17 protein-coding genes are annotated in these 20,231 nt (G+C 53.5%); 16 read left to right on the forward strand and 1 reads right to left on the reverse strand.

Features of this window, described 5'->3' with window-relative positions:
- Nucleotides 1-71: 71 nt before the first annotated feature.
- The 4 genes from WN53_RS18505 (at nucleotide 72) to WN53_RS18520 (ending at nucleotide 5,607) form a co-directional block, all read left to right on the forward strand.
- Nucleotides 72-3,323: a response regulator gene (locus WN53_RS18505; RefSeq protein WP_024486054.1), complete on the forward strand. Its 3,252-nt coding sequence runs from the start codon at nucleotides 72-74 to the stop codon at nucleotides 3,321-3,323.
- A gap of 17 nt (nucleotides 3,324-3,340) precedes the next feature.
- Entirely contained in the window at nucleotides 3,341-3,991 is a 651-nt protein-coding gene (locus WN53_RS18510) for a response regulator (RefSeq protein WP_024486053.1), read from the forward strand.
- 378 nt (nucleotides 3,992-4,369) lie between these two features.
- The gene (locus WN53_RS18515; protein WP_071785000.1) at nucleotides 4,370-5,119 is read left to right on the forward strand and encodes a winged helix-turn-helix domain-containing protein; all 750 of its coding nucleotides are present in this window, start codon (nucleotides 4,370-4,372) and stop codon (nucleotides 5,117-5,119) included.
- 2 nt (nucleotides 5,120-5,121) lie between these two features.
- Nucleotides 5,122-5,607 (forward strand): hypothetical protein, encoded by a 486-nt coding sequence (locus WN53_RS18520; protein ID WP_024486051.1) that lies wholly within the window; start codon nucleotides 5,122-5,124, stop codon nucleotides 5,605-5,607.
- A gap of 50 nt (nucleotides 5,608-5,657) precedes the next feature.
- On the opposite strand, the gene WN53_RS18525 is transcribed toward WN53_RS18520, so the two are convergent.
- The gene (locus WN53_RS18525) at nucleotides 5,658-6,176 is read right to left on the reverse strand and encodes an Hcp family type VI secretion system effector (protein ID WP_021178406.1); all 519 of its coding nucleotides are present in this window, start codon (nucleotides 6,174-6,176) and stop codon (nucleotides 5,658-5,660) included.
- A 761-nt stretch (nucleotides 6,177-6,937) separates the two neighbouring features.
- Here WN53_RS18525 and tssB point away from each other — a divergent pair.
- The 12 genes from tssB to vasI are packed head-to-tail and all read left to right on the forward strand — an operon-like array spanning nucleotide 6,938 to nucleotide 20,227.
- Nucleotides 6,938-7,435: a type VI secretion system contractile sheath small subunit gene (gene tssB / locus WN53_RS18530; RefSeq protein ID WP_024486922.1), complete on the forward strand. Its 498-nt coding sequence runs from the start codon at nucleotides 6,938-6,940 to the stop codon at nucleotides 7,433-7,435.
- Between the two features lie 27 nt (nucleotides 7,436-7,462).
- The gene (gene tssC, locus WN53_RS18535) at nucleotides 7,463-8,944 is read left to right on the forward strand and encodes a type VI secretion system contractile sheath large subunit (RefSeq protein ID WP_021804827.1); all 1,482 of its coding nucleotides are present in this window, start codon (nucleotides 7,463-7,465) and stop codon (nucleotides 8,942-8,944) included.
- Nucleotides 8,945-8,950: 6 nt separating this feature from the next.
- A complete protein-coding gene (gene tssE / locus WN53_RS18540) occupies nucleotides 8,951-9,391 on the forward strand; it encodes a type VI secretion system baseplate subunit TssE (RefSeq protein WP_021178403.1) in 441 nt (146 codons plus the stop codon).
- Nucleotides 9,391-11,205: a type VI secretion system baseplate subunit TssF gene (gene tssF / locus WN53_RS18545; protein ID WP_046808159.1), complete on the forward strand. Its 1,815-nt coding sequence runs from the start codon at nucleotides 9,391-9,393 to the stop codon at nucleotides 11,203-11,205. The genes tssE and tssF overlap by 1 nt, the downstream gene beginning before the upstream one ends.
- Nucleotides 11,169-12,221 carry a type VI secretion system baseplate subunit TssG gene (tssG, locus tag WN53_RS18550; protein ID WP_024486771.1) on the forward strand — a complete coding sequence of 351 codons (1,053 nt, stop codon included), beginning with the start codon at nucleotides 11,169-11,171 and terminating at the stop codon, nucleotides 12,219-12,221. Before tssF ends, tssG begins: the two co-directional genes overlap by 37 nt.
- A gap of 25 nt (nucleotides 12,222-12,246) precedes the next feature.
- Complete coding sequence (gene tagH, locus WN53_RS18555) at nucleotides 12,247-13,551, forward strand: type VI secretion system-associated FHA domain protein TagH (protein ID WP_024486772.1); 1,305 nt, start codon at nucleotides 12,247-12,249, stop codon at nucleotides 13,549-13,551.
- A complete protein-coding gene (gene tssJ / locus WN53_RS18560; RefSeq protein WP_024486773.1) occupies nucleotides 13,548-14,054 on the forward strand; it encodes a type VI secretion system lipoprotein TssJ in 507 nt (168 codons plus the stop codon). Before tagH ends, tssJ begins: the two co-directional genes overlap by 4 nt.
- 2 nt (nucleotides 14,055-14,056) lie before the next feature.
- Nucleotides 14,057-15,403 (forward strand): type VI secretion system baseplate subunit TssK, encoded by a 1,347-nt coding sequence (tssK, locus tag WN53_RS18565; protein ID WP_024486774.1) that lies wholly within the window; start codon nucleotides 14,057-14,059, stop codon nucleotides 15,401-15,403.
- Complete coding sequence (gene icmH / locus WN53_RS18570; protein ID WP_021178397.1) at nucleotides 15,403-16,170, forward strand: type IVB secretion system protein IcmH/DotU; 768 nt, start codon at nucleotides 15,403-15,405, stop codon at nucleotides 16,168-16,170. Before tssK ends, icmH begins: the two co-directional genes overlap by 1 nt.
- A gap of 9 nt (nucleotides 16,171-16,179) precedes the next feature.
- On the forward strand, nucleotides 16,180-18,780 hold the full coding sequence (gene tssH, locus WN53_RS18575; RefSeq protein ID WP_046808160.1) for a type VI secretion system ATPase TssH: 2,601 nt from the start codon (nucleotides 16,180-16,182) through the stop codon (nucleotides 18,778-18,780).
- Entirely contained in the window at nucleotides 18,777-19,559 is a 783-nt protein-coding gene (locus tag WN53_RS18580; RefSeq protein WP_037413088.1) for a helix-turn-helix domain-containing protein, read from the forward strand. The genes tssH and WN53_RS18580 overlap by 4 nt, the downstream gene beginning before the upstream one ends.
- A gap of 2 nt (nucleotides 19,560-19,561) precedes the next feature.
- A complete protein-coding gene (vasI, locus tag WN53_RS18585) occupies nucleotides 19,562-20,227 on the forward strand; it encodes a type VI secretion system-associated protein VasI (RefSeq protein WP_024486241.1) in 666 nt (221 codons plus the stop codon).
- The last annotated feature ends 4 nt before the right edge of the window (nucleotides 20,228-20,231 follow it).

The following is a 20,231-nucleotide window of genomic DNA, read 5'->3' on the forward strand; positions in this document are numbered from 1 at the left end:
ACTGGGTGGGCATTCTGGTTTGCTAATCTTATAATCAGTATAGCCCGGGTTTCATTGCAGGTAGTCATCCTATGCCACAAACGCCGTTTAGCCGGATCACCCATACGTTACGAAGACAAAACAAGGCGCTGTCTGGTCTGGCGGTGCTGGCGATGGTTTTGGTCGCTGGCCTGTATTGGGGGGCACAGCGCATTATCGATCAGGAGCGCGGCCGCTTCACCTTAGACTTCCTGACGCTGGTAGGGTATGCCCACGAACAGGAAACCTTTCTGCATCAATTGCGTCATCAGAGCGGGCAACTGTCAGAGCTGCCCGTTACGAGCATTGGCAGTTTTCATGAGATAACCACCTTGCCGGCTGGGGGGGACAGGCTGTTTGAAGGGCGTGAGTCCGTGGTGGATATGCCGTTCTCTTTGTTGTGTGAAAAAAATTGCCTTATCAAGCCTGAGGCGCTACTACCGCTAGGTAGCTACCTGGCCGATTTTTACTCTTCGTTTTGGGCCGCATCCTACTTTCCTGCTGCTAACGTGTTCTTCATTAATGAAGCTGACGATGCCAGCATCAGCGTACCTGCGATTAATGTCAGTGCTAGATATGAACCGATCGACATTGAGACTTATCGAGCCGTGGTCAATGCCGTACGTAAACGGTTAAACAGCAGTGTGCCAATCAAGGATTGCCAATGGCAACCAGGGGACAATCCGATAGAGGATGAGGCTATCTGGTTTCGCCCAGCCGCTCTGCCAGGCCGGATGATTGGGTTAATCCCTTCAGGGTTTTCGCCCAGGATCTGGAGCCACTTGAGTAGAGGGCCTGCCAGCTGTATCTACGCGGTAACCCTGCTGAGCCGTTCGCAGGTGGGGGTCCTGGAGCGTGCCGTCAACCCGGCACCACGTCATATATTCTGGCTACAGCGCTATCACCATATGTGGTTGAGCCATAAAGCGCACGGCATGCTGATGGGGGAAGGCCAGCCACCGAGTGTCGATCTGCCAGGTTTGCACTACACCCTGAGCGGTCTGGTGTTCAAGGTTGTCGACACAAGCGGCAATTGGACTGGGTATTATTCCGTAAGCTATGCGAGCTTTTTGCAGGACAATCTGTGGTTGCCAGTTAGCGTGCTACTGGTGTTGCTTATCGGCATCACTATCGGTTTGGCTTATCTGCGTTGGTATAACCGGCAGGTGATCTTGCCAGCCCAGGTGGCCCAACATGAAATACTGGAAAGCGATGCCTTTAACCGCACTCTGATACAGACGGCGCCGGTTGCGTTATGCCTGATCGATCGTGTCGATAGTCATTTGGTGTTTGGTAATGCGCTGGCATTGGACTGGTTAGGGGCAACGGTCGGTGAACGGTTGCCTGATCCCGCCGCCAGGCTGTTGGAACAGATACTTTCTGCACCGGCAGCCGGGGTCATCGAGCAACTGGATATGGCAGGAAAAATACTTTACGTTGCCTATGCGCCAACCCGTTACAGGCAGCATGACGTGATCCTGTGCGCCTTTGCGGACGTCAGCGCACGGGCGGAAATAGAACGCCAACTGGCGCGAGCCAAGGCGGCGGCGGATGACGCCAGCGCGGCAAAGTCCACCTTCCTGGCCACCATGAGCCATGAGATCCGCACGCCGCTGTATGGTGCGTTAGGCACTTTGGAGCTGTTAGCCACCACGCGGTTGGATCGCCAGCAGCGTCAATATGTCGAGCGCATCGACGACTCTTCACAAATGCTGCTGCAATTGATCAGCGATATCCTGGATGTCAGCAAGATTGAGGCCGGTCAGATGCGGTTGGAAAAGAGGGTATTTCAGCCGCGCGAGCTGGTGCAAAGCTGCACCGGCACTTATGCGGCAATGGCTCACCGCAAGGGCTTGCTGCTATTCTCTGTGGTCGATCCCGAGGTGCCGCCGGTGGCGATCGGGGATGCGGCGCGTATCAGACAGATCCTGAGTAATCTCATCAGTAACGCGATCAAGTTTACCGAGTTTGGCCATGTCATCGTTCGGCTCAGTCAGGTTGAAGCTGGCCGCGAGCACACCCGGCTGCACCTGGAGGTCTGTGACAGCGGGGTCGGCATCTCTAAAGCACATCAGGCAAAACTGTTCACTCCCTTCTATTTGGCTGGCGAGGGTCACAGCAATGTGGGGGGCGCGGGGCTGGGCCTTTCGATCTGTGAACGCCTTGCCGATTTGATGGGGACGGAAATCACGCTGAAGAGTGAACCTCGGGTAGGCAGCAAGTTTGCAGTGACGTTGGAACTTGCCGTTGCCGAAACGCCTGATGTGCAGCAACCGCAATTGGCAGGAGCCATCGTGTTAGTACGCTCGCCGCATCCGGAACTGACCGAAAATATCTGCATTTGGCTGCGGTATTGGGGGGCTCGAGCGGCCCCGGCTATAGATCAGCTGTTGCCGGGGAATGACGAGGCTATTTTGCTGGATGTGCAGCGGAGCTCGCCGGGTGAAGCGCTTGAGTGGCATGGGCCTATTTTAGCCGTTTATTTATCCGGCGAAGTTGCCAATGGCGCTGTGGTTGATGCGTACAGCCTAAGCAGCATAGGTTATGGCATTGGCCAACTGCTCAACGGTGACCCACCAAGCGAACAGTTCGAAATAGCACTGCCGCAATTCCACCTTCGCGTACTGGTGGCGGATGACCATCCCCTTAACCAGGTCACGCTACAAGGGCAACTCGAACTGTTGGGTTGTGAGGTCCAACTGGCGGGCGATGGTGAAGAAGCGCTGGCGCACTGGGATATCACTCCCTACGACCTGGTGCTGACCGACGTCAACATGCCTTACCTGAATGGTTACGATCTGGCGCGTAAGCTGCGTGCGGAAGGGGCTACGGTGCCGATTATCGGGGTAACGGCCAACGCGATGCTGGATGAGGAACGCCGCTGTGTTGAAGCGGGTATGAATGCCTGGTTAGTCAAACCGATTGAGTTACGGACATTGGTAGAAATCTTGCGCAAATATTCCCACAGCGACCATAATCAACTCGAGAGTAACGACGATAGGGATTTCAAACACGTAGAACCCAACGTGCTCAATAAACACCGCGATATCTTTCTTAGCACCATGGCGGAAGATATGCGTCAGCTAGAGCAGGGGATGGCTGACGGCGATGCTGGCCGGATTGCCACGGCCTTGCACCGTATGCGAGCTGCGCTGGCGTTGGCCCATCATCGGGCGTTGGCGGCACAAATGGCAGCGATTGAGTTACATATGCAAACGCAGGGTCTGGATGAGCAAGGGAAAGCCAGAATGTCCGCCATCATCGCTGACATACGTCAGGTTTTGAACAACATCGCATTAATCTGATCAAAAGAAGGTGGCCGATGAAAACATTACGCGTAGTCCTTGTGGACGACCACCAGGTGGTGTTGGCTGGTTTGAAAGACTTTCTGGATCAACTCCTCCATGTCGAGGTCGTGGCCACCTTCACCTCCACCGATGAGTTGGTTCGCTATCTCAAAAACACCCCTCCCGACGTTGTTATCACCGATTACAATATGCCTAATGATGAGGTACATAAAGACGGTTTACGCTACGTCGATTTCCTGATCAGAAATTTCCCGCAGGTCAAAATGTTGGTGTTGACCATGATATCCAATCCGATGATCGTCTCAGCGCTCTACGACTCCGGGGTGGCGGGCGTAATATTCAAACAGGATCCGCTATCAGAGGTTCAATCAGCGTTACGGGCCGTTAGGGTGAACGCCAGATATTATCCAGCTTCGTTCCAGAGCGATGGCCGTAGTGATGAGCGTGAGGTATTTATACAGCAACGCATCAATAGCCTATCCCCACGCGAGTTTGAAGTTTTGCGTTATTTTGTCGAGGGTGACTCCATAGCGCATATTGCTGAACGGCTTAATCGGAGTGCCAAGACGGTTAGCCTGCAGAAGAATTCCGCTATGCGTAAGTTGAACGTCGAGAGTAATCAGGAACTGATCCGCTTTTGCATGGGGAACCATATTTTTGACTGATAATGCGACGGTTTGGCGAGGCCGAAGCCCTGTCGACTGGAATGGCATTTTTGTCTGGCTAGGTGAGGATAAATAGCTTTAAATTCTGAATGTTATGTTTTATTAGGAATATTTATATATAACTCTGTGTTTTAACGACAAAATAAGTCGCGTAATTATATTTAGTTACTATTAAGTAGCTATTTTATGTTTTTTTGCTGTTTTTTATTTAAGCATAAATAATCCTCAAGCCGCATAATACTTGATAAAAAAAACTGTCTGGTGAATGATATTGCCATGACAGAGCGTTAGCTTTGCTGAGTAAAATGAATGACATCCTTCTCTAGTACCATTAGGTGCAGCTATTTAATCATGTTATGCAAAGTAGCAGGTGATTAAGTGAACTATATTATCAACGGCAGTTTACTCTTTGATACCGAAGAGCATTTACTTTCCAATGAGCAGAATAATAAAACATTAACGTTAAGTGCTATTTCATCTCGGCTTTTCTGTGAGCTTTTGAAAAATCCTGCCGGCGTGACTCGAGAGCATTTACTAAATGTTGTCTGGTCAGAACATGGGCTAACGGCGTCAAATAATAACCTCAATAATCATATTAGTATATTGAGGAAGCATTTGGAAGAGTTGGCTGGCCTGCACGATCTGATTAAAACCGTGCCCAAAAAAGGCTTTGCCTTGAACCGCAAACACCTGATTGTCCTGGTTGAGGAGGAAGGGCAGTCAGCGGGGGTGGTTCAGGGATCAACGGTGAAGGAAAAATCTTCTTTCAGGTCAATTTATATGAGTCTCGCCCTTTTTATCGTGGCTTTGTTGGCACTGTTTACTTCGCTGTATGGCGATAAAATTCACTCGCTGTTTGCAAATACTCAGCCTAAAACTCTCTATAAGTATAAAGGCTGCGTATTGAAAACCCTGAGGGAGATCCCTGAAAAAAAACGGGAGGCGTCCATCGCTATCATCATGGAGATGATAAGTAAGAATGGCGTTGACTGTGAGTATGACCGTTATGACGTGTTTTTCTATCTCAGTGGCGAAGAACAGAGCGCCAACCAATTCAGAATGCTGTCTTTGTGCCGCAATGAGCATGGCGGCAATTATGACCATTGCTACAGCATAAAAGTGGTTTGAAGATGATGAACAGGAAAAAGCTGGCTTGGGTGTTTACCATCATTCTGTTGTTATGTGCTTCAGCATTGGCGTATCTGATGTCTATAGAGAGCAAAAGGCAATACTTCAAGTGTGATACGGAGATCTACTTCGAAAATGTAACCAGCCACAGCAAGATTGAAGGCGACATCTCTCTCATGCTGGTAAGCGACAATATAGGCATGCTTTATGTAAGAGGGGTGCTCAACAAGGAAGGGGTGACTTATAATGTCAACCGCAAGATTTACTTTAACTACAGCAATGAGCCCTACGGTAGCTACTATCATCTTAAAAAAATCAGTGATGAAAATTACGCCACCGTCAATAGCGTGCCGGATGCGTTGTTCAATGACCTGATCTTTGAGAACAAACAAGACTTCTATATCTCGATTACCTCCGTTGGCAACGGTGGTTATGAGCTGCGCGAGATGATCTTCCCGATGGCTATATGTGCGAGCAAGCGGATGTAAAAGAGCAGCCAATCTCTCGATTGGCTGCTTGGGCGAAGCTAAGGCTAGCCTTAGGCTTCGATTGGGGCACGCCAGTCGTCAGAACCAGAAGTCCCGGCAGTGGTGTGTTCCCAAGTGATTTTACGGTATGCCAATGAAACGCGAACCAACTGAGTGAACTCAGCCTTGGTTGGATCCTGGCAGTGTGGCATTTTGCAGTCGATATCGATGATGGTGGCATCTTCCAGTTTGGTAGTAAAGAAGTGCTCTTGTTTACCTTCGATCGAGGTGCGGTACCATTTCAATTCAACCGTTGGCAGCATTTCGCCAGAGGCCAATGCGTTATACAGCAATGGAACAGCTTTGTTATAAGCCACGGTGAAGCGGAATGGCTTATGTGCACGCTGCCCTGATGGCTGGCCTGACTGCGGATCGGTTGGTACGGTAACAATATGTTCAAATTCCTGAACCAGCATCTGGTCTTCGTGGCCTTGAACAAAGATGTTACCGACGGATTCAGCGGTAAATGCGCTGGCGGTAATATTACCTTGGGTTTTCCCTGTGATAGAGATATAAGCTGGAGTTGGCATCTTAAAGATCCTTGTTAGTAAGCTTAGTAATAAATCTCAATGTTAGTCACACCCCTCGCCGATAATAGTCGGCCCCGAATGTAACTTGCCCCACTTCTCACTTCGGCCATTACTATAATCGGGTCTTTCCCCAGTGCCAAGTCACTCACAAATTTGCAAGGTTTATTGCTCTTGTTAATGGTATAAATGATTATAATATTTGCATTATTGGTGTTTTATGCTGGATTAAGTATTGATGTGGATTATGGTTAGAGTCTTAGATATAACTTAGATAATTATATTGTTTTTTAACTATCTGTTTTTTATGGATTAGTTAATTTAAATGAAATTATTTTTTATGATCATAAACCGAAAGTTGTTCTCGCCAGGCGATAAATTATTAGGACGCTTAGTAAAGAAAAATTTATGGACTTTTACCCGTCAGATCGGGGACGATACATTCAGTGAAGCTATGCTAATGCAGGAAATGTCCAGTTTTGTCGTGGGCCGTAAACCCATTTCCCGGGGATTTTGTTATTGTTTAGGATAATTCGCAGTGTTCTGTGAAATATAGGAAGATTCCCAACTTTACGTGTAAAACCGGATTATTCTCGAACTTCGGTGCGGCATAGAAGGAAGGTATTTAGGTTTACGGTGATAGATTTTCTATCTGAATAGATGGCGCCAACTCTATTAGCATGGATGATATCTGAATGTCATTTTCCAGTGCACATTCAACAAACATTAGCTGGTATTCCTTATTGTGACTAAAAGGACGAGTGATGAGTAAGAATAATCAAAGCAGTGTTGCCCCCAAGGAAAGGATCAACATCAAGTACGTTCCCAACACGGGCGACCAAACCGCTGAAATTGAATTGCCTCTGAACCTGATGGTCGTTGGCGATCTCAAGGGGGTGCGTGAAGATACTCCGATTGAGGAACGTCAGGTCGTTTCCGTCAGCAAGAACAATTTCAACGCGGTGATGAACGAAGCCAATATCAACCTTTCGTTCACTGTACCCAATCACCTGGAAGGTGAGGGGAAAGAAGAGATGCCGGTAACATTGGCGATCAATTCTCTCGACGATTTCTCACCGGACAACGTGGCGAAAAACGTCCCCGAGCTGAAAAAAATTCTGGAACTGCGGGAAGCACTGGTCGCTCTGAAAGGGCCTCTGGGCAACATTCCTGCCTTCCGTTCTCGTCTGCAAGATCTCCTGGGCAATGAAGAAATGCGTGAGCAGTTGCTAAAGGAACTGGACATTCTTAATCAGAAATAATTGAGACGGAAAGAGGGAATTTTACGTATGTCTTTACATGAAGAAAATGCGGTTTTAGCTGCCGAGCCTACCAGTACCACTTTCCTGCTAGACGAGATCATGTCTCAGACCCGCATGATGCCGGGTAATGATGGCTATGACGTCGCCAAACAGGGCGTTGCTGCATTTATCAGCAGCATTCTGGACACTGGTACCAACGAAGAGCCGATCAACAAGCTGTTGGTCGACAGAATGATCATTGAGCTGGATAAAAAGCTCAGTGCCCAGATGGACGAAATTCTGCACGCCAAAGAATTCCGCGAAATCGAATCCTCCTGGCGTTCACTGAAGCTGCTGGTGGATCGCACCGATTTCCGTGAAAACATCAAAATCAACATCATGCACGCGACCAAAGAAGAGCTGCTGGAAGATTTTGAGTTCTCGCCGGAAATTATCCAGTCTGGTTTCTACAAGCACGTGTACTCATCCGGTTACGGCCAGTTTGGCGGCGAACCTACCGCAGCCATCATCGGTAACTATGCGTTCAGCAACAGCACCCCGGATATGAAACTGCTGCAATACGTCAGCGCCGTTGGGGCCATGGCACATGCGCCGTTCCTTTCCAGCGTTGCGCCGGACTTCTTTGGTATCAACAGCTTTACCGAGCTGCCAGCCATCAAAGACATGAAGTCGGTGTTCGAAGGGCCAGCACACACCAAATGGCGTGCGCTGCGCGAGTCGGAAGACTCCCGCTATCTGGGTCTGACCACGCCACGTTTCCTGCTGCGTTTGCCGTATTCCACCGTTGAAAACCCGATCAAGAATTTCAACTACTACGAAGACGTCAGCAAGGATCACGAACACTTCCTGTGGGGCAACACCGCATTCCTGCTGGCAGCCTGCCTGACAGACAGCTTCGCCAAGTATCGCTGGTGTCCGAACATCATCGGGCCACAAAGCGGTGGTGCGGTGCACAACCTGCCGGTTCACCTCTATGAGGCGATGGGCCAGGTACAGGCGAAGATCCCGACCGAAGTGCTGATCACCGACCGTCGTGAATTTGAGCTGGCGGAAGAGGGCTTTATTACCCTGACCATGCGCAAAGGAACCGACAACGCGGCCTTCTTCTCTGCCAACTCAGTGCAAAAGCCGAAGGTATTCCCGAATACCCATGAAGGACGGATGGCGGAAACCAACTACAAGTTGGGTACCCAACTGCCGTACATGTTCATCATCAACCGTCTGGCTCACTACATCAAAGTGCTGCAGCGTGAACAGATTGGTTCGTGGAAAGAGCGTCAGGATCTGGAGCGTGAGCTGAACATCTGGCTCAAGCAATACATTGCCGATCAGGAAAACCCACCGACCGATGTCCGTAGCCGCCGTCCTCTGCGCTCTGCTCAGATCCAGGTGCTGGATGTCGAAGGGGATCCGGGCTGGTACCAGGTGGCGATGCAGGTGCGTCCACACTTCAAATACATGGGCGCCAGCTTCGAGCTCTCGCTGGTTGGTCGTTTGGATAAGGAATAACAGGCAATGGCTGCGCTTCTTAATTGGGAGCGAGGAAGTTCTGCCAGCTTGTTTGAGCGTATCCAGGGGAAGGGCTTAGGCCCTTCCTCACATAGCCGTGTTCAAGAGCTATTAATCTCAATCAAGCAGCATTTGAACGAAGTCCTCAATTCGCGCCCCGGAGCCTGCCAAAGTGCTGCAGGCCTGGGGGTTATTGATCTCAATGATGCCACGGCAACCACGTCTGATTTTCGTAAGAGTATTGAGCAGGCCATCAAGGAGTGTATTGAGCGCTACGAGCCAAGAATTTCCGAGGTTGCCGTTCAATCCCTGGTGGATCAGGGGGACCCACTGTTATTGAGTTTCCATATCAGTGCTCAAGTTGATTTCGACAATATCGGCGATGTGGTTGAGTTCAATATCCAATTGGACAGCAACCGCCGTTACTGCCTAAACCAGGAAGCATAATGTCGTTCGAAAAGTACTTCAGGGATGAGCTGGATTACCTCCGGCAATTAGGGCGGGATGCCGCAATCGAACGGCCGCATCTTGCTGCCTTTTTATCCGAACAGGGTTCCGATCCGGACGTTGAGCGCCTGTTGGAAGGCTTCGCCTTTCTGACCGGCAACCTGCGCGAAAAGATCGACGACCAGTTCCCGGAGTTGACGCACGGCCTGCTGAATATGCTGTGGCCGAACTATTTGCGGCCTGTGCCCAGCATGACGATCGTCGAATACACGCCGAACAGCAGTGCGCTTACGGAAGCGACGTTGATCGAGCGCGGCAGCCAGATCGAGAGCGTCCCGATTGCGCAAAGGGCGGAGCGCGGCGCGTTGCAAAACGACAGCGAAACACACGGACCACAGTGCAGCTTCACACTGTGCCGGGATGTCTGGCTGTTCCCTATGGGCATCCAGGATATCGCCGTCAACAACAGCAACGAACAGGGGATATTGAGCATTCACTTCGGCGCCAAGGCGGAGTTGAACGTGCAGGAAATGCGGCTCGATAAACTGCGTTTCTATCTGGGTGAGGACGGTTACACCAGCACCCAGCTCTATTTCTGGATCAGCCACTATTTCGAACGGGCCGAGCTGGTGGTCAACGGCATCACCATTCCGATGCCGGACTTCGATTTCAACCCGGTGGGCTTTGAGCGTGAAGATGCGCTGTTGCCTTATCCGAAGAACGCCTATGTCGGCTACCGTATCCTGCAGGAGTATTTCTGTTTCCCGGAAGGCTTCCTGTTCTTTGACGTGGCTGGCGTGGTGGATTTCCCTGCGCATCTGAAAGCCAGCGAGTTCACCCTCAATCTGCATTTCTCCCAGCCATTGCCTCCTGAGGTCAAGATACGGCCAACCACGCTGCGCCTGAACTGTACCCCCGCGGTGAACCTGTTCAAACGCGACAGCGAGGCGATAGCCCTGGATGGCACACAAACCGAATATCCGTTGTGCGCCAGCTACCATCATCCTGAGCGCTACGAGATTTTCTCGATCGATCGCGTGGAGAGCTGGTTAAGCAAAGATCCCAAAGGCAGCGGGCGGGGGCAGGCCAGAAGCTACCCGGCGTTCGAAAGTTTCCATCATCAGGTGGAGCCTGCGCAGGAGCGCAGCATGCTCTATTACCGCCTGCGGGTGAAAAACTCGCTGTTCCGCAAGGGGTTTGAGCATTACATCTCCTTTGTGCGCAGTGATGAGACGCAGGTGGCGCTGTCTCAAGAAAACGTGTCGGTCAGCATGACCTGTACCAACCGCGAATTACCGCTGGCGCTACGCGTGGGTGATATCTGCCAACGGACGCAAGCAGGCCCGTCATTTGCCACCTTCCGTAATATAACCCGGCCTTCGGTACCGCTGTATCCGGTGTTGGATGGCAGCCTGCAATGGTCTTTGCTGTCAAATATGTCATTGAACTACATGTCATTATTGGACAAGGATTCGTTAAAACAGATCCTGCAGACCTATGATTTTCCCAGCGTACACAACCGGCAATCCGCTCGGTCGTCGCAAAAAAAACTGGACGCGATTTCGCGTATCGAAACCCAGCCGATCGACAGGTTGTTCCGTGGTTTACCGGTCAGAGGTCTGCAAACCACCCTCTGGCTGGAGCAAAGCGCTTTTGGTTCTGAAGGTGAGCTCTACCTGTTTGGTACGGTGTTGGCACGCTTCTTCTCCTTGTATGCCAGCGTCAACTCGTTCCACCTTTTGAAAGTCATCAATCTTGATAATCAGGAATGTTACCAATGGCCGGTACAGACGGGTCAACATGCATTGATGTAAGCGCGGGTGAAGGCGTACCGCCTGAGCCAGTGCTGGATGTGTCACGTTATAACTTTTACCAATTGGTCGAGCTGCTCAACCAAATGGCGGTAGCGTGGCAAAAATCCCCGGGTTCAGCCAGGCCAGCCGATGAGGCAATCCGCTTTAAATCGACCGCCAGCCTGGCTTTTCCAACCCGTGACGTGATCGCGTTGGAGACTTCCGCTCGCGGCCAGTTTGAGCTGGAAGTTTCTTTCCTTGGGTTGCATGGCAGCCAGTCGCCATTGCCCGGTTATTACCTGGACTCGTTGGCCTGGGAAGATGCCCAGAATGAAAACCGCCTGACGGATTTTCTCAACGTGTTCAACCACCGGCTGTTAATGCTGCTGCATCAGATTTGGCGCAAATACCGCTACTACATCTGCTTTGACGAGGGCGGTAACGATGATGTCTCGCAGCGCATGTTTGCGTTAGTGGGATTAAGTAACGAGGCGATCCGCAAAAAACTGCGCATCCACCACGGCAAAATGCTGGCCTATGCCGGCTTGCTGGCCAGCCCTGGGCGTGCCCCGGAAGTGATTTGCAGCCTGGTGGCGCACTGTTTCAACCTGGCGGATGTGACGCTGCAAAGTTGGCAGTTGCGCAAGGTCAAAATCGCCCCGGAGCAGCAAAATCGCCTGGGCGGCAGGGTGAAGGTCAGCGGCCAGAAATACCAGGGGAAATCGGTGCTGGGCGTCAATTTCTCGCTGGGATCGCAGGTGGCGGATCGCAGCGGCAAATATCAGTTGTGCCTCAACCAACTGACGCGAGAACAGTTCTTGTCATTTTTACCTAACGGGGAGAATTACGAGCCGTTAGAGATGTTTGTGGCTTTCATTATGCGTGACCAGTTTTCGTGGGATTTACGCCTGGGTCTGGCAGAGCAGCAGGTGGGCGGCATGATCCTGGGGACAGAACAAAACAACCTGCTGGGCTGGACCAGCTTCCTCGGGGAACCCGAGCAACAGCCCCACGTAACCATCAGCGTTATGGAATGACAATCAGGATTCAGGAAGAGAGATCATGGATAAACAGCAACCGACGCTATCATTGCGAGTCGTCAATAGCGACAGATTGGAAAGTGGCAAACCGGCCAGCAGCCTGTTTAATGCACAGGGTGGGGTGGTTGGCAGTGACGGCAGCCATCATTGGTCTATTCAAGATCAGGGCGGCAATATCAGCCCTTCACAGTTTGCCATCGAATGGCGCGATGGGTCCTTTTGCCTGCGGGTGCTCAACGGTGCGGTGAGTATTAACCAGTCGATGCTGACGGCAAACTCCGGTTTGGTGCGCATCCAGCAAGGTGACGAGATCAGCGTGGGCAATCTGGCCATCAAGAGCCATATCAGCCGCTCGAACGCCGATATGATCGATCCGCTGATGGTTTCGCCGGAATCGCTGGTCTCCAGCTACAGCAACCCGCTGGAAGCGATGATGGAAGGGGGCAATGCGCAGCCTTCCCACCATGAGCAGGACAACCGCCTGGCCGCCACGGTCGCTAACGGTTTCAGCCACGACCCGCTGCGGGTATTGGAAACCGAAAGCCTGACGATGCACGAACCTTTGAGCACCCTCACCGGTGCCGATCAATCATTACAACAGGATCGCTACCGCGATCCGCTGTTCTCTTCTCCACTTTCTGATATCACCAAGGACAGTGCCATGGATCAGGAGTTTATCGATCTGCCGCAAATCAGCAGTTTTCTTTCCGGCCAGCAGGCACCGTCAGACAGCAAGATGGAACAGCAGCACGTAGCAATCACGCCGCTGATGCGGGGTTTTGGCGCGCAACTGCCAATCCGCAACAGCCAGGAGGCCAATGACTTTCTCGAAGAAGCCGGCAAAACGCTCAGGGCAGCTATTGAAGGGTTATTGGCCTTGCAGCGCAGCCAACACGGCCTGCGGGACAAACATCTGCGGCCAATCGAAGATAACCCGCTGCGCCTGAATATGGATTACGACACCACGCTCAGCCTGCTGTTTGCCGATCAAAAAAGCCCGGTTCACCTTTCCGCACCGGCGGCGGTGGCCGAGAGCCTGCATAACCTGCGCCTGCACCATCAGGCCAACCAACAGGCGATTGCCCAGGCGTTGAACACCATGCTGGAAGCCTTCTCCCCAGAGCGACTGCTGACGCGCTTTAGCCATTACATGCGCAGCAACGAGCGCCAGGAACAAGACTCCGCCTGGGCCTGGGAAATGTACAAAAACTACTACCAGGAATTGGCCTCCAGCCGCCAGCAGGGCTTCGAAAAGCTGTTTGGCGAAGTGTATGAACAGGCTTACGACCAGGCGCTGCGCCAGGGGATGAAGGACAGCGAACGATGAAAGGTGGCAGAGGTTACTTTCTGACGACTGCGCTATGCCTGGTGCTGATGCTGTCAGGATGCACGATATGGAAAAACAAGAAGCCGGAGCGCGTTACCGAGCAGCCTTCTACGCTGCGGTTAACGCTGTTGGCGGACGCGAATATCAACCCCAATGAGAAAGGCGAGGCCGCGCCGACCGAGATTGCGGTGGTGTACCTGAGCGACGATTCCAAACTGCTGGCGGCCGACTACGACCAGCTCGACACGGAAATACTGAAGAAAACGCTCAGTAAGAACTACATCGACCACCAGGAATACACCCTGCTGCCGAGCCAATATAAACCGTTACCTGCTATTGAGCTGGAAGAGAAGACCCACTATCTGGGGGTGATTGCCTACTATGCCGACGTTGATCGCGCTGAGTGGAAAAAAATCATCAAGATCAAAGATGTTGGTCATAACTATGGCGTGCTGATCCACGTTAAAGCGGATGAAATCGACTTAAGGAAAGAGGAAGAATAACCATGCCGACCAAGAATCGGGTGATTTGGCGCGAAGGCCTGTTCATTAAGCCACAACACTTTCAACAGCAACAAAGACATAACGATTATCAGCTGCAGCGACGCATCACCGCGCTGACCAATTACACCTATGGCTTCCACTCGCTGCAGATCAATCAGGAACTGCTCAAGCTGGGGCGTATCGGTTTGACCAACGCCAGCGGTAGCATGGCAGATGGCACGGTGTTTGATATTCCTTACCAGGATTGCGCGCCCAAGCCGCTGGACGTACTGAACTGCAACGATGCCGCCAGCCGCGATATCTATCTGGCGTTGCCGATGCTCAACGACACCATCAATGAGGTTGCCAGCCCGCACAGCCAACTGCCTGGGGCGATCCGCTACGCCGAACATACCGATGACGTGCGCGATTTGCACACCGACGGCGGCGATGTCAGCCAATTACTGCTGGCCCAGTTGGCACCGCGTTTGATGCAGGGCTCCGAAGATCTCAGCGCCTATTCCGTACTGCCGGTCTGCCGCATCAAAGAGAAGCACCCAGATGGCTCGCTGATCCTGGATGAAGAATTTATTCCTACCTGCACCACCCTGCACGCCTCCGTACAGTTGAAAGACTTTATGGATGAAGTGGAGGGCACCTTGGTGGAGCGCGCCCGGTTGCTGGCCAAACGTATCGGTTCGCCGGGCCAGCAGGGGATTGCTGACGTGGCCGAATTCATGATGCTGCAGGTGTTTAACCGCATGCAGCCTTTGTTCACCCATCTGTCTCATCAGGCGGTGCTGCACCCACAGGATTTTTATAGCCACCTGGTGCAAACCTGCGGCGAGTTGCGCACCTTTACCGACGAATCACGTCTGGCAGGCAGCTTCATCGTTTATAACCATGACAACCTGACCGACTGCTTCCAGCCGCTGTTCCTGGCGATGCGCCAAACGCTCAGCACCGTGCTGACACCGCGTGCCATCTCGGTACAGCTGCATCCACAGCCTAACGGCATTCGTGTGGGGACGATCAACGATAGCGATCTGTTGCGCAGCGCCGACTTTGTGCTGGCCGTCCGGGCGCAAATCCCGCAGGAACAGCTACGCCGGCAATTCGTGCAGCAAACCAAGATCACCTCGCTGGAGAAAATCCGTGAGCTGGTTAGCCTGCAACTGCCTGGTGTACCGCTGGTGGCGCTCTCTGCCGCCCCGCGTCAGCTGCCTTACCATTCCGGTTATACCTACTTCATGTTGGATCGACAAAGCCCGACCTGGAAAGAGGTCCTGCAAAGCAACGCGATTGCCTTCCACGTTTCGGGTGACTTCCCTGAACTGGATATGCAGTTCTGGGCGATTAGGAGCAGCTAATGAAAATGCATGCCGTCACGGATAACCCAGCGCTGCCCGAAACGGAAACCGTCACTTCGTATCGGCAATATCAGCTCCCGCTGCGCGGCGAGAGCCTGAATGCGATGGTGGACGCCGCCACGCCGTTACTCGGCATGGTGCTGCGCTTGAAAGACATGGAAAACCAGCCGCTGCCAGACCAGCTTTATCAGCAGGTGGTAACGGATATCCGCGCCATTGAGCAGTTCCTGCAAACCAAAGGCTACGAGCCAGGGGCGATCGTTTCGTTCCGCTACGTGCTTTGTACCTTTATCGATGAGACGGCGTTAGGGCACGGTTGGAATACGCAAAACGGTTGGTTGCAGCAGTCCTTGCTGGTGCATTTCCATAACGAAACCTGGGGCGGCGAGAAGGTGTACGTCCTGCTGGAACGCCTGATGGGCGAACCCAAACGTTATCAGGATCTGCTGGAGTTCATTTACCTGTGTTTCTGCCTGGGTTATCGCGGCCGCTACAAGGTGACATTGCAAAACAGCGATGACTTTGAACGGCTGTTCCGTCGGCTGCATCACCAACTGCAACAGCTGCGCGGTGAAGCCCCCGCAACCGTCTTGCACCAGAAACAAAGCCGCACCGGCGGGCGTTATTACCTGAGTAAACGGTTGACCATCAAGCATCTGCTATGGGGTGGCTTAGGCCTGTTGACGGTGATTTACCTGTTTTATGCCATCCAGTTGCATGGACAGACTCAGGATATTTTGCAGCAGCTAAACAATTTATTGAGCTAGGAAGCACAGATGATTCAAATTGACTTGCCCACGCTGGTAAACCGCCTTAATCCCATCGCCCGTCATGCCCTGGAGGCCGCGGCGGCACATTGCGTCAGCCTGCAGGAAGCGGAAGTGACGGTCTCGCAGGTATTAATGCAGATGGTCGCCAGCCCCTTAAGCGACGTCAGGGTGATCCTTAATCATGCTGGCGTAGACACTGACGCATTGCGTGAGTCGCTCGATCAACGTATTTCCGGCTATCAGTCGGTCACTCAGGCTTATCCCAGCTTCTCGCCTTTGTTGGTGGAGTGGCTGCAGGACAGTTGGTTATTGGCGTCGGCCGAGATGGATCACAGCCAACTGCGCGGCGGGGTGATGTTGTTAACCCTACTGCTGAGCCCTATGCGTTATCTCACCCCGGCGGCCAGCCGGTTGTTATCCCCGGTGAACCGCGAACTGTTGCGCCAGAACTTTGCTGACTGGACCGCCGATTCCGCAGAAGCCCCTCGGGTAGCGAAAGCGGGCGAGAAAACCGCCGCAGCCGCCAACGGCGAAAGCCTGCTGGCGCGCTATGCCAGCAACATGACCGAGCAGGCCCGTAAAGGGACGTTGGATCCGGTGCTGTGCCGCGATGAAGAAATCGACCTGATGATCGATATCCTGTGCCGCCGCCGCAAGAACAACCCGATCGTGGTGGGTGAGGCTGGCGTGGGTAAAAGCGCCCTGATCGAAGGCCTGGCGCTGCGCATCGTGGACGGCCAGGTGCCGGAAAAGTTGTGCAACAGCGAACTGATGACGCTGGATCTTGGCGCGTTGCAGGCCGGTGCAGCGGTAAAAGGCGAGTTCGAAAAGCGCTTCAAGGGGATCATGGCGGAAGTTGCCCAGTCGGCAACGCCGATCATCCTGTTTATTGATGAAGCCCATACGCTGATCGGCGCGGGCAATCAGCAGGGTGGCCTGGATATCTCCAACCTGTTGAAACCGGCGTTGGCGCGCGGTGAGCTGAAAACCATCGCCGCCACCACCTGGAGCGAATACAAAAAGTATTTTGAGAAAGACGCCGCGCTGTCGCGCCGTTTCCAACTGGTGAAAGTCTCTGAGCCGAGTGCTGAAGAGGCTACGGTGATCATGCGCGGCTTGCGCACCATCTATGAAAAGGCGCATGGCGTGCTGATCGACGACGAGGCTCTACAGGCGTCGGCGGTGCTCAGCGATCGCTATCTCTCTGGCCGCCAACTGCCGGACAAGGCCATCGACGTGCTCGATACCGCTGCCGCGCGGGTGGCGATCAACCTGACTTCGGCACCGCGCCAGGTATCGGCACTGAAAACACAGCTGCATCAGCAGGCGATGGAAATCCAGATGTTGGAGCGTGAGCAGCGCCTCAACCTGAGCCAGCCGGATGAGCGTTTATCCGTATTGCAACAACAGCGCGCTGAGATCGAACAGCAACTGGCGGACCTGAATGCCAGTTGGCAGACCCAGCAGCAGTTGGTGCAGCAGATCATCGCCCTGCGGGCAGAGCTGCTGACGCAGGAAGAAAACGCGACGGAAGAGCAGGCTATTAATCTGGCTGCGCTGGGTGCCGAGCTGGAACAGCTGCAACAGCATCAAACCCTGGTTTCTCCACACGTGGATAAACATCAGATCGCGGCGGTGATCGCCGAGTGGACCGGCGTGCCGTTAAACCGCCTGTCGCAGAGCGAACTGTCGGTGGTTACCGAGCTGCCCACGTATCTTGGCGAACAGATCAAAGGCCAGGAAACCGCGATCCACTGCCTGCACCAGCATCTGCTGACCGCCAGGGCCGATTTGCGCCGCCCGGGCCGCCCAATGGGTGCTTTCCTGCTGGTGGGGCCAAGCGGCGTCGGTAAAACCGAGACCGTATTGCAGATCTCCGAGCTGTTGTACGGCGGGCGCCACTATCTCACCACCATCAACATGTCCGAGTTCCAGGAGAAACACACCGTTTCGCGCCTGATCGGCTCACCGCCGGGCTATGTGGGCTATGGCGAAGGCGGCGTGTTGACTGAAGCCATCCGCCAGAAACCCTATTCGGTGGTGCTGCTCGACGAAGTCGAAAAAGCTCACCCCGACGTGCTCAACCTGTTCTATCAGGCGTTCGACAAGGGTGAACTGGCCGACGGCGAAGGCCGCATCATCGACTGCAAGAACGTGGTGTTCTTCCTGACCTCCAACCTGGGCTATCAGACCATTGTCGATCACGCTGAACAGCCGGAACTGCTGGGCGAACTGCTGTACCCCGAGCTGGCGGCCTTCTTCAAACCGGCCCTGTTGGCGCGTATGGAAGTAGTGCCTTACCTGCCGCTGGGCAAGGATACGCTGCAAACCATCATCCACGGCAAGCTCAAACGCCTGGATAACCTGCTGCGCCAGCGCTTCAACGCCGAAGTGGTGATTGAGCCTGAGGTGATCGAAGAAATCCTGCTGCGCGCCACCCGTGCCGAGAACGGGGCGCGCATGCTGGAGTCGATTATCGACGGGGCGTTGTTGCCACCGGTTTCCCTACTGCTGTTGCAAAAAATGGCGGCAGGTACGGCGATTAGCCATATCCGCATCGCCACGGAGGGAAATGCGTTTACCGCACAGGTCGAGGAGGCGCTATGAGGCAACGGCTGAAATGCTTACTGGCGCTGCTGGAAAACGATTCGGTCGAGCATTTGGTCCATGGCTTTTTGACGCTGGATCACCACCGTCACGGGTTCGACGGCTTGATGGTGGCGATGTTCAACGCCAGCGAGGGGCAGTTGGAATGTCTCCGCCTGTCTGATGCCAACCGGCGCGCTACGGTGAAGCTGGAAGCCGATATCGAAGACACCAACCACCCGTTGGTGCGGGTGCTGCGTAATGGCGCGCCCGAAGTCTGGTACGCGCTCAATCGCGGGGTGCGCATCGAAGATGACGGCTTTCGTGGCTTTATTGAGGCGTTGCCCAACGGTTGCAGCATGTATGGCGTACCGCTGTTTGATTTTCAGGGGCGGGCCTGCGGGGTGATTGCGGTGTTTGCTGAGGATATCGATCGATTTGTGGACAGCCGCGGCATGTTCTCTATCTATTGCCAGATTTTTCAGCACCGTCTCAACAAGCTGCAAGAGGTGGAGCATCTGCGATCGCAGTTGGTCCAGCTGCGGTCGATGTTCAAGGTGCGTGAAAAACAGCTGGATGAGCTGATGATCTCGCTGAGCACCTCTGACGTTTCCACCTCGCCAGAACTATCACGCGATTACAGCAAGATAGATGACCTGTCTAGCGCGGTGGAGGCGTTTGAAGCCGCGGTACTGACGCAGCGCCAGCGTCTGTATGGCAATGACAAAAACCGCATCGCCGACAGCCTGGGGATCACGCCGCGCACCCTGGGTTACAAGTTGGCGAAATACAGGTGTTAGCTATGAATACGTGGTTATTGATCGGTTCGTTACTGCTTTCCGGCAGCAATTCAGCCACCGAGTGGCTAAGCGGCCTTTCGTTGTCGCAGCCCGAAGGGGATGCGCATCAGTTGGCGCTGCTGATGAACTGCCGCAGTGAGAACTCGCCGCTGGTGCGTCTGGACTGCTATGACAACGCGTTGTCAGAGGCCAGCGGCGACAATCCTGGTCAGGTACAGGCCGGGCCAGCCTGGCAGCGAGCCATGGCACAGGAAAAAGGCCGCCGCGATCACTCGACGGCATTCCTGATAAGCGATGGGCAGGGCAACAACCCGCAGGTGGTGCTGACCACGCCAGCGATAGGTGTGCCGCCACCGCGGCCAGTGCTGATGCTGAGCTGCATCGACAACATTACCCGTTTGCAGATCGCCTTGGTCGGCCCGCAAAAAGACGGTGCGGTGACGCTAATGGCGGATAGCGACCGGTTTAACGTGCAGTGGTTCCTGCGTGAAAACGGCTATCTGCTGGAATCCAGCCGGGGTCTGGCTGGCATTGATGAGATCAAGCGGTTGATGTCGGCGCAGACGCTGACGATCGACGGCACCAACGGCGGGTTACCCCGTCTGACATTTAATATTTCGCAGTTAACGCCAGCGCTGAAACCGCTGCGTAACGCCTGCCACTGGTGAGGAC

Source organism: Serratia fonticola (genome assembly GCF_001006005.1).
Lineage (GTDB): Bacteria > Pseudomonadota > Gammaproteobacteria > Enterobacterales > Enterobacteriaceae > Chania > Chania fonticola.

Bases quoted from the DNA above. Each gene is read 5' to 3' on its own strand.
- WN53_RS18505 (WP_024486054.1), top strand. From the start codon at position 72: ATGCCACAAACGCCGTTTAGCCGGATCACCCATACGTTACGAAGACAA.
- WN53_RS18510 (WP_024486053.1), top strand. From the start codon at position 3,341: ATGAAAACATTACGCGTAGTCCTTGTGGACGACCACCAGGTGGTGTTG.
- WN53_RS18520 (WP_024486051.1), top strand. From the start codon at position 5,122: ATGATGAACAGGAAAAAGCTGGCTTGGGTGTTTACCATCATTCTGTTG.
- WN53_RS18525 (WP_021178406.1), bottom strand. From the start codon at position 6,176: ATGCCAACTCCAGCTTATATCTCTATCACAGGGAAAACCCAAGGTAAT.
- tssB (WP_024486922.1), top strand. From the start codon at position 6,938: ATGAGTAAGAATAATCAAAGCAGTGTTGCCCCCAAGGAAAGGATCAAC.
- tssC (WP_021804827.1), top strand. From the start codon at position 7,463: ATGTCTTTACATGAAGAAAATGCGGTTTTAGCTGCCGAGCCTACCAGT.
- tssE (WP_021178403.1), top strand. From the start codon at position 8,951: ATGGCTGCGCTTCTTAATTGGGAGCGAGGAAGTTCTGCCAGCTTGTTT.
- tssF (WP_046808159.1), top strand. From the start codon at position 9,391: ATGTCGTTCGAAAAGTACTTCAGGGATGAGCTGGATTACCTCCGGCAA.
- tssG (WP_024486771.1), top strand. From the start codon at position 11,169: ATGGCCGGTACAGACGGGTCAACATGCATTGATGTAAGCGCGGGTGAA.
- tagH (WP_024486772.1), top strand. From the start codon at position 12,247: ATGGATAAACAGCAACCGACGCTATCATTGCGAGTCGTCAATAGCGAC.
- tssJ (WP_024486773.1), top strand. From the start codon at position 13,548: ATGAAAGGTGGCAGAGGTTACTTTCTGACGACTGCGCTATGCCTGGTG.
- tssK (WP_024486774.1), top strand. From the start codon at position 14,057: ATGCCGACCAAGAATCGGGTGATTTGGCGCGAAGGCCTGTTCATTAAG.
- icmH (WP_021178397.1), top strand. From the start codon at position 15,403: ATGAAAATGCATGCCGTCACGGATAACCCAGCGCTGCCCGAAACGGAA.
- tssH (WP_046808160.1), top strand. From the start codon at position 16,180: ATGATTCAAATTGACTTGCCCACGCTGGTAAACCGCCTTAATCCCATC.
- WN53_RS18580 (WP_037413088.1), top strand. From the start codon at position 18,777: ATGAGGCAACGGCTGAAATGCTTACTGGCGCTGCTGGAAAACGATTCG.
- vasI (WP_024486241.1), top strand. From the start codon at position 19,562: ATGAATACGTGGTTATTGATCGGTTCGTTACTGCTTTCCGGCAGCAAT.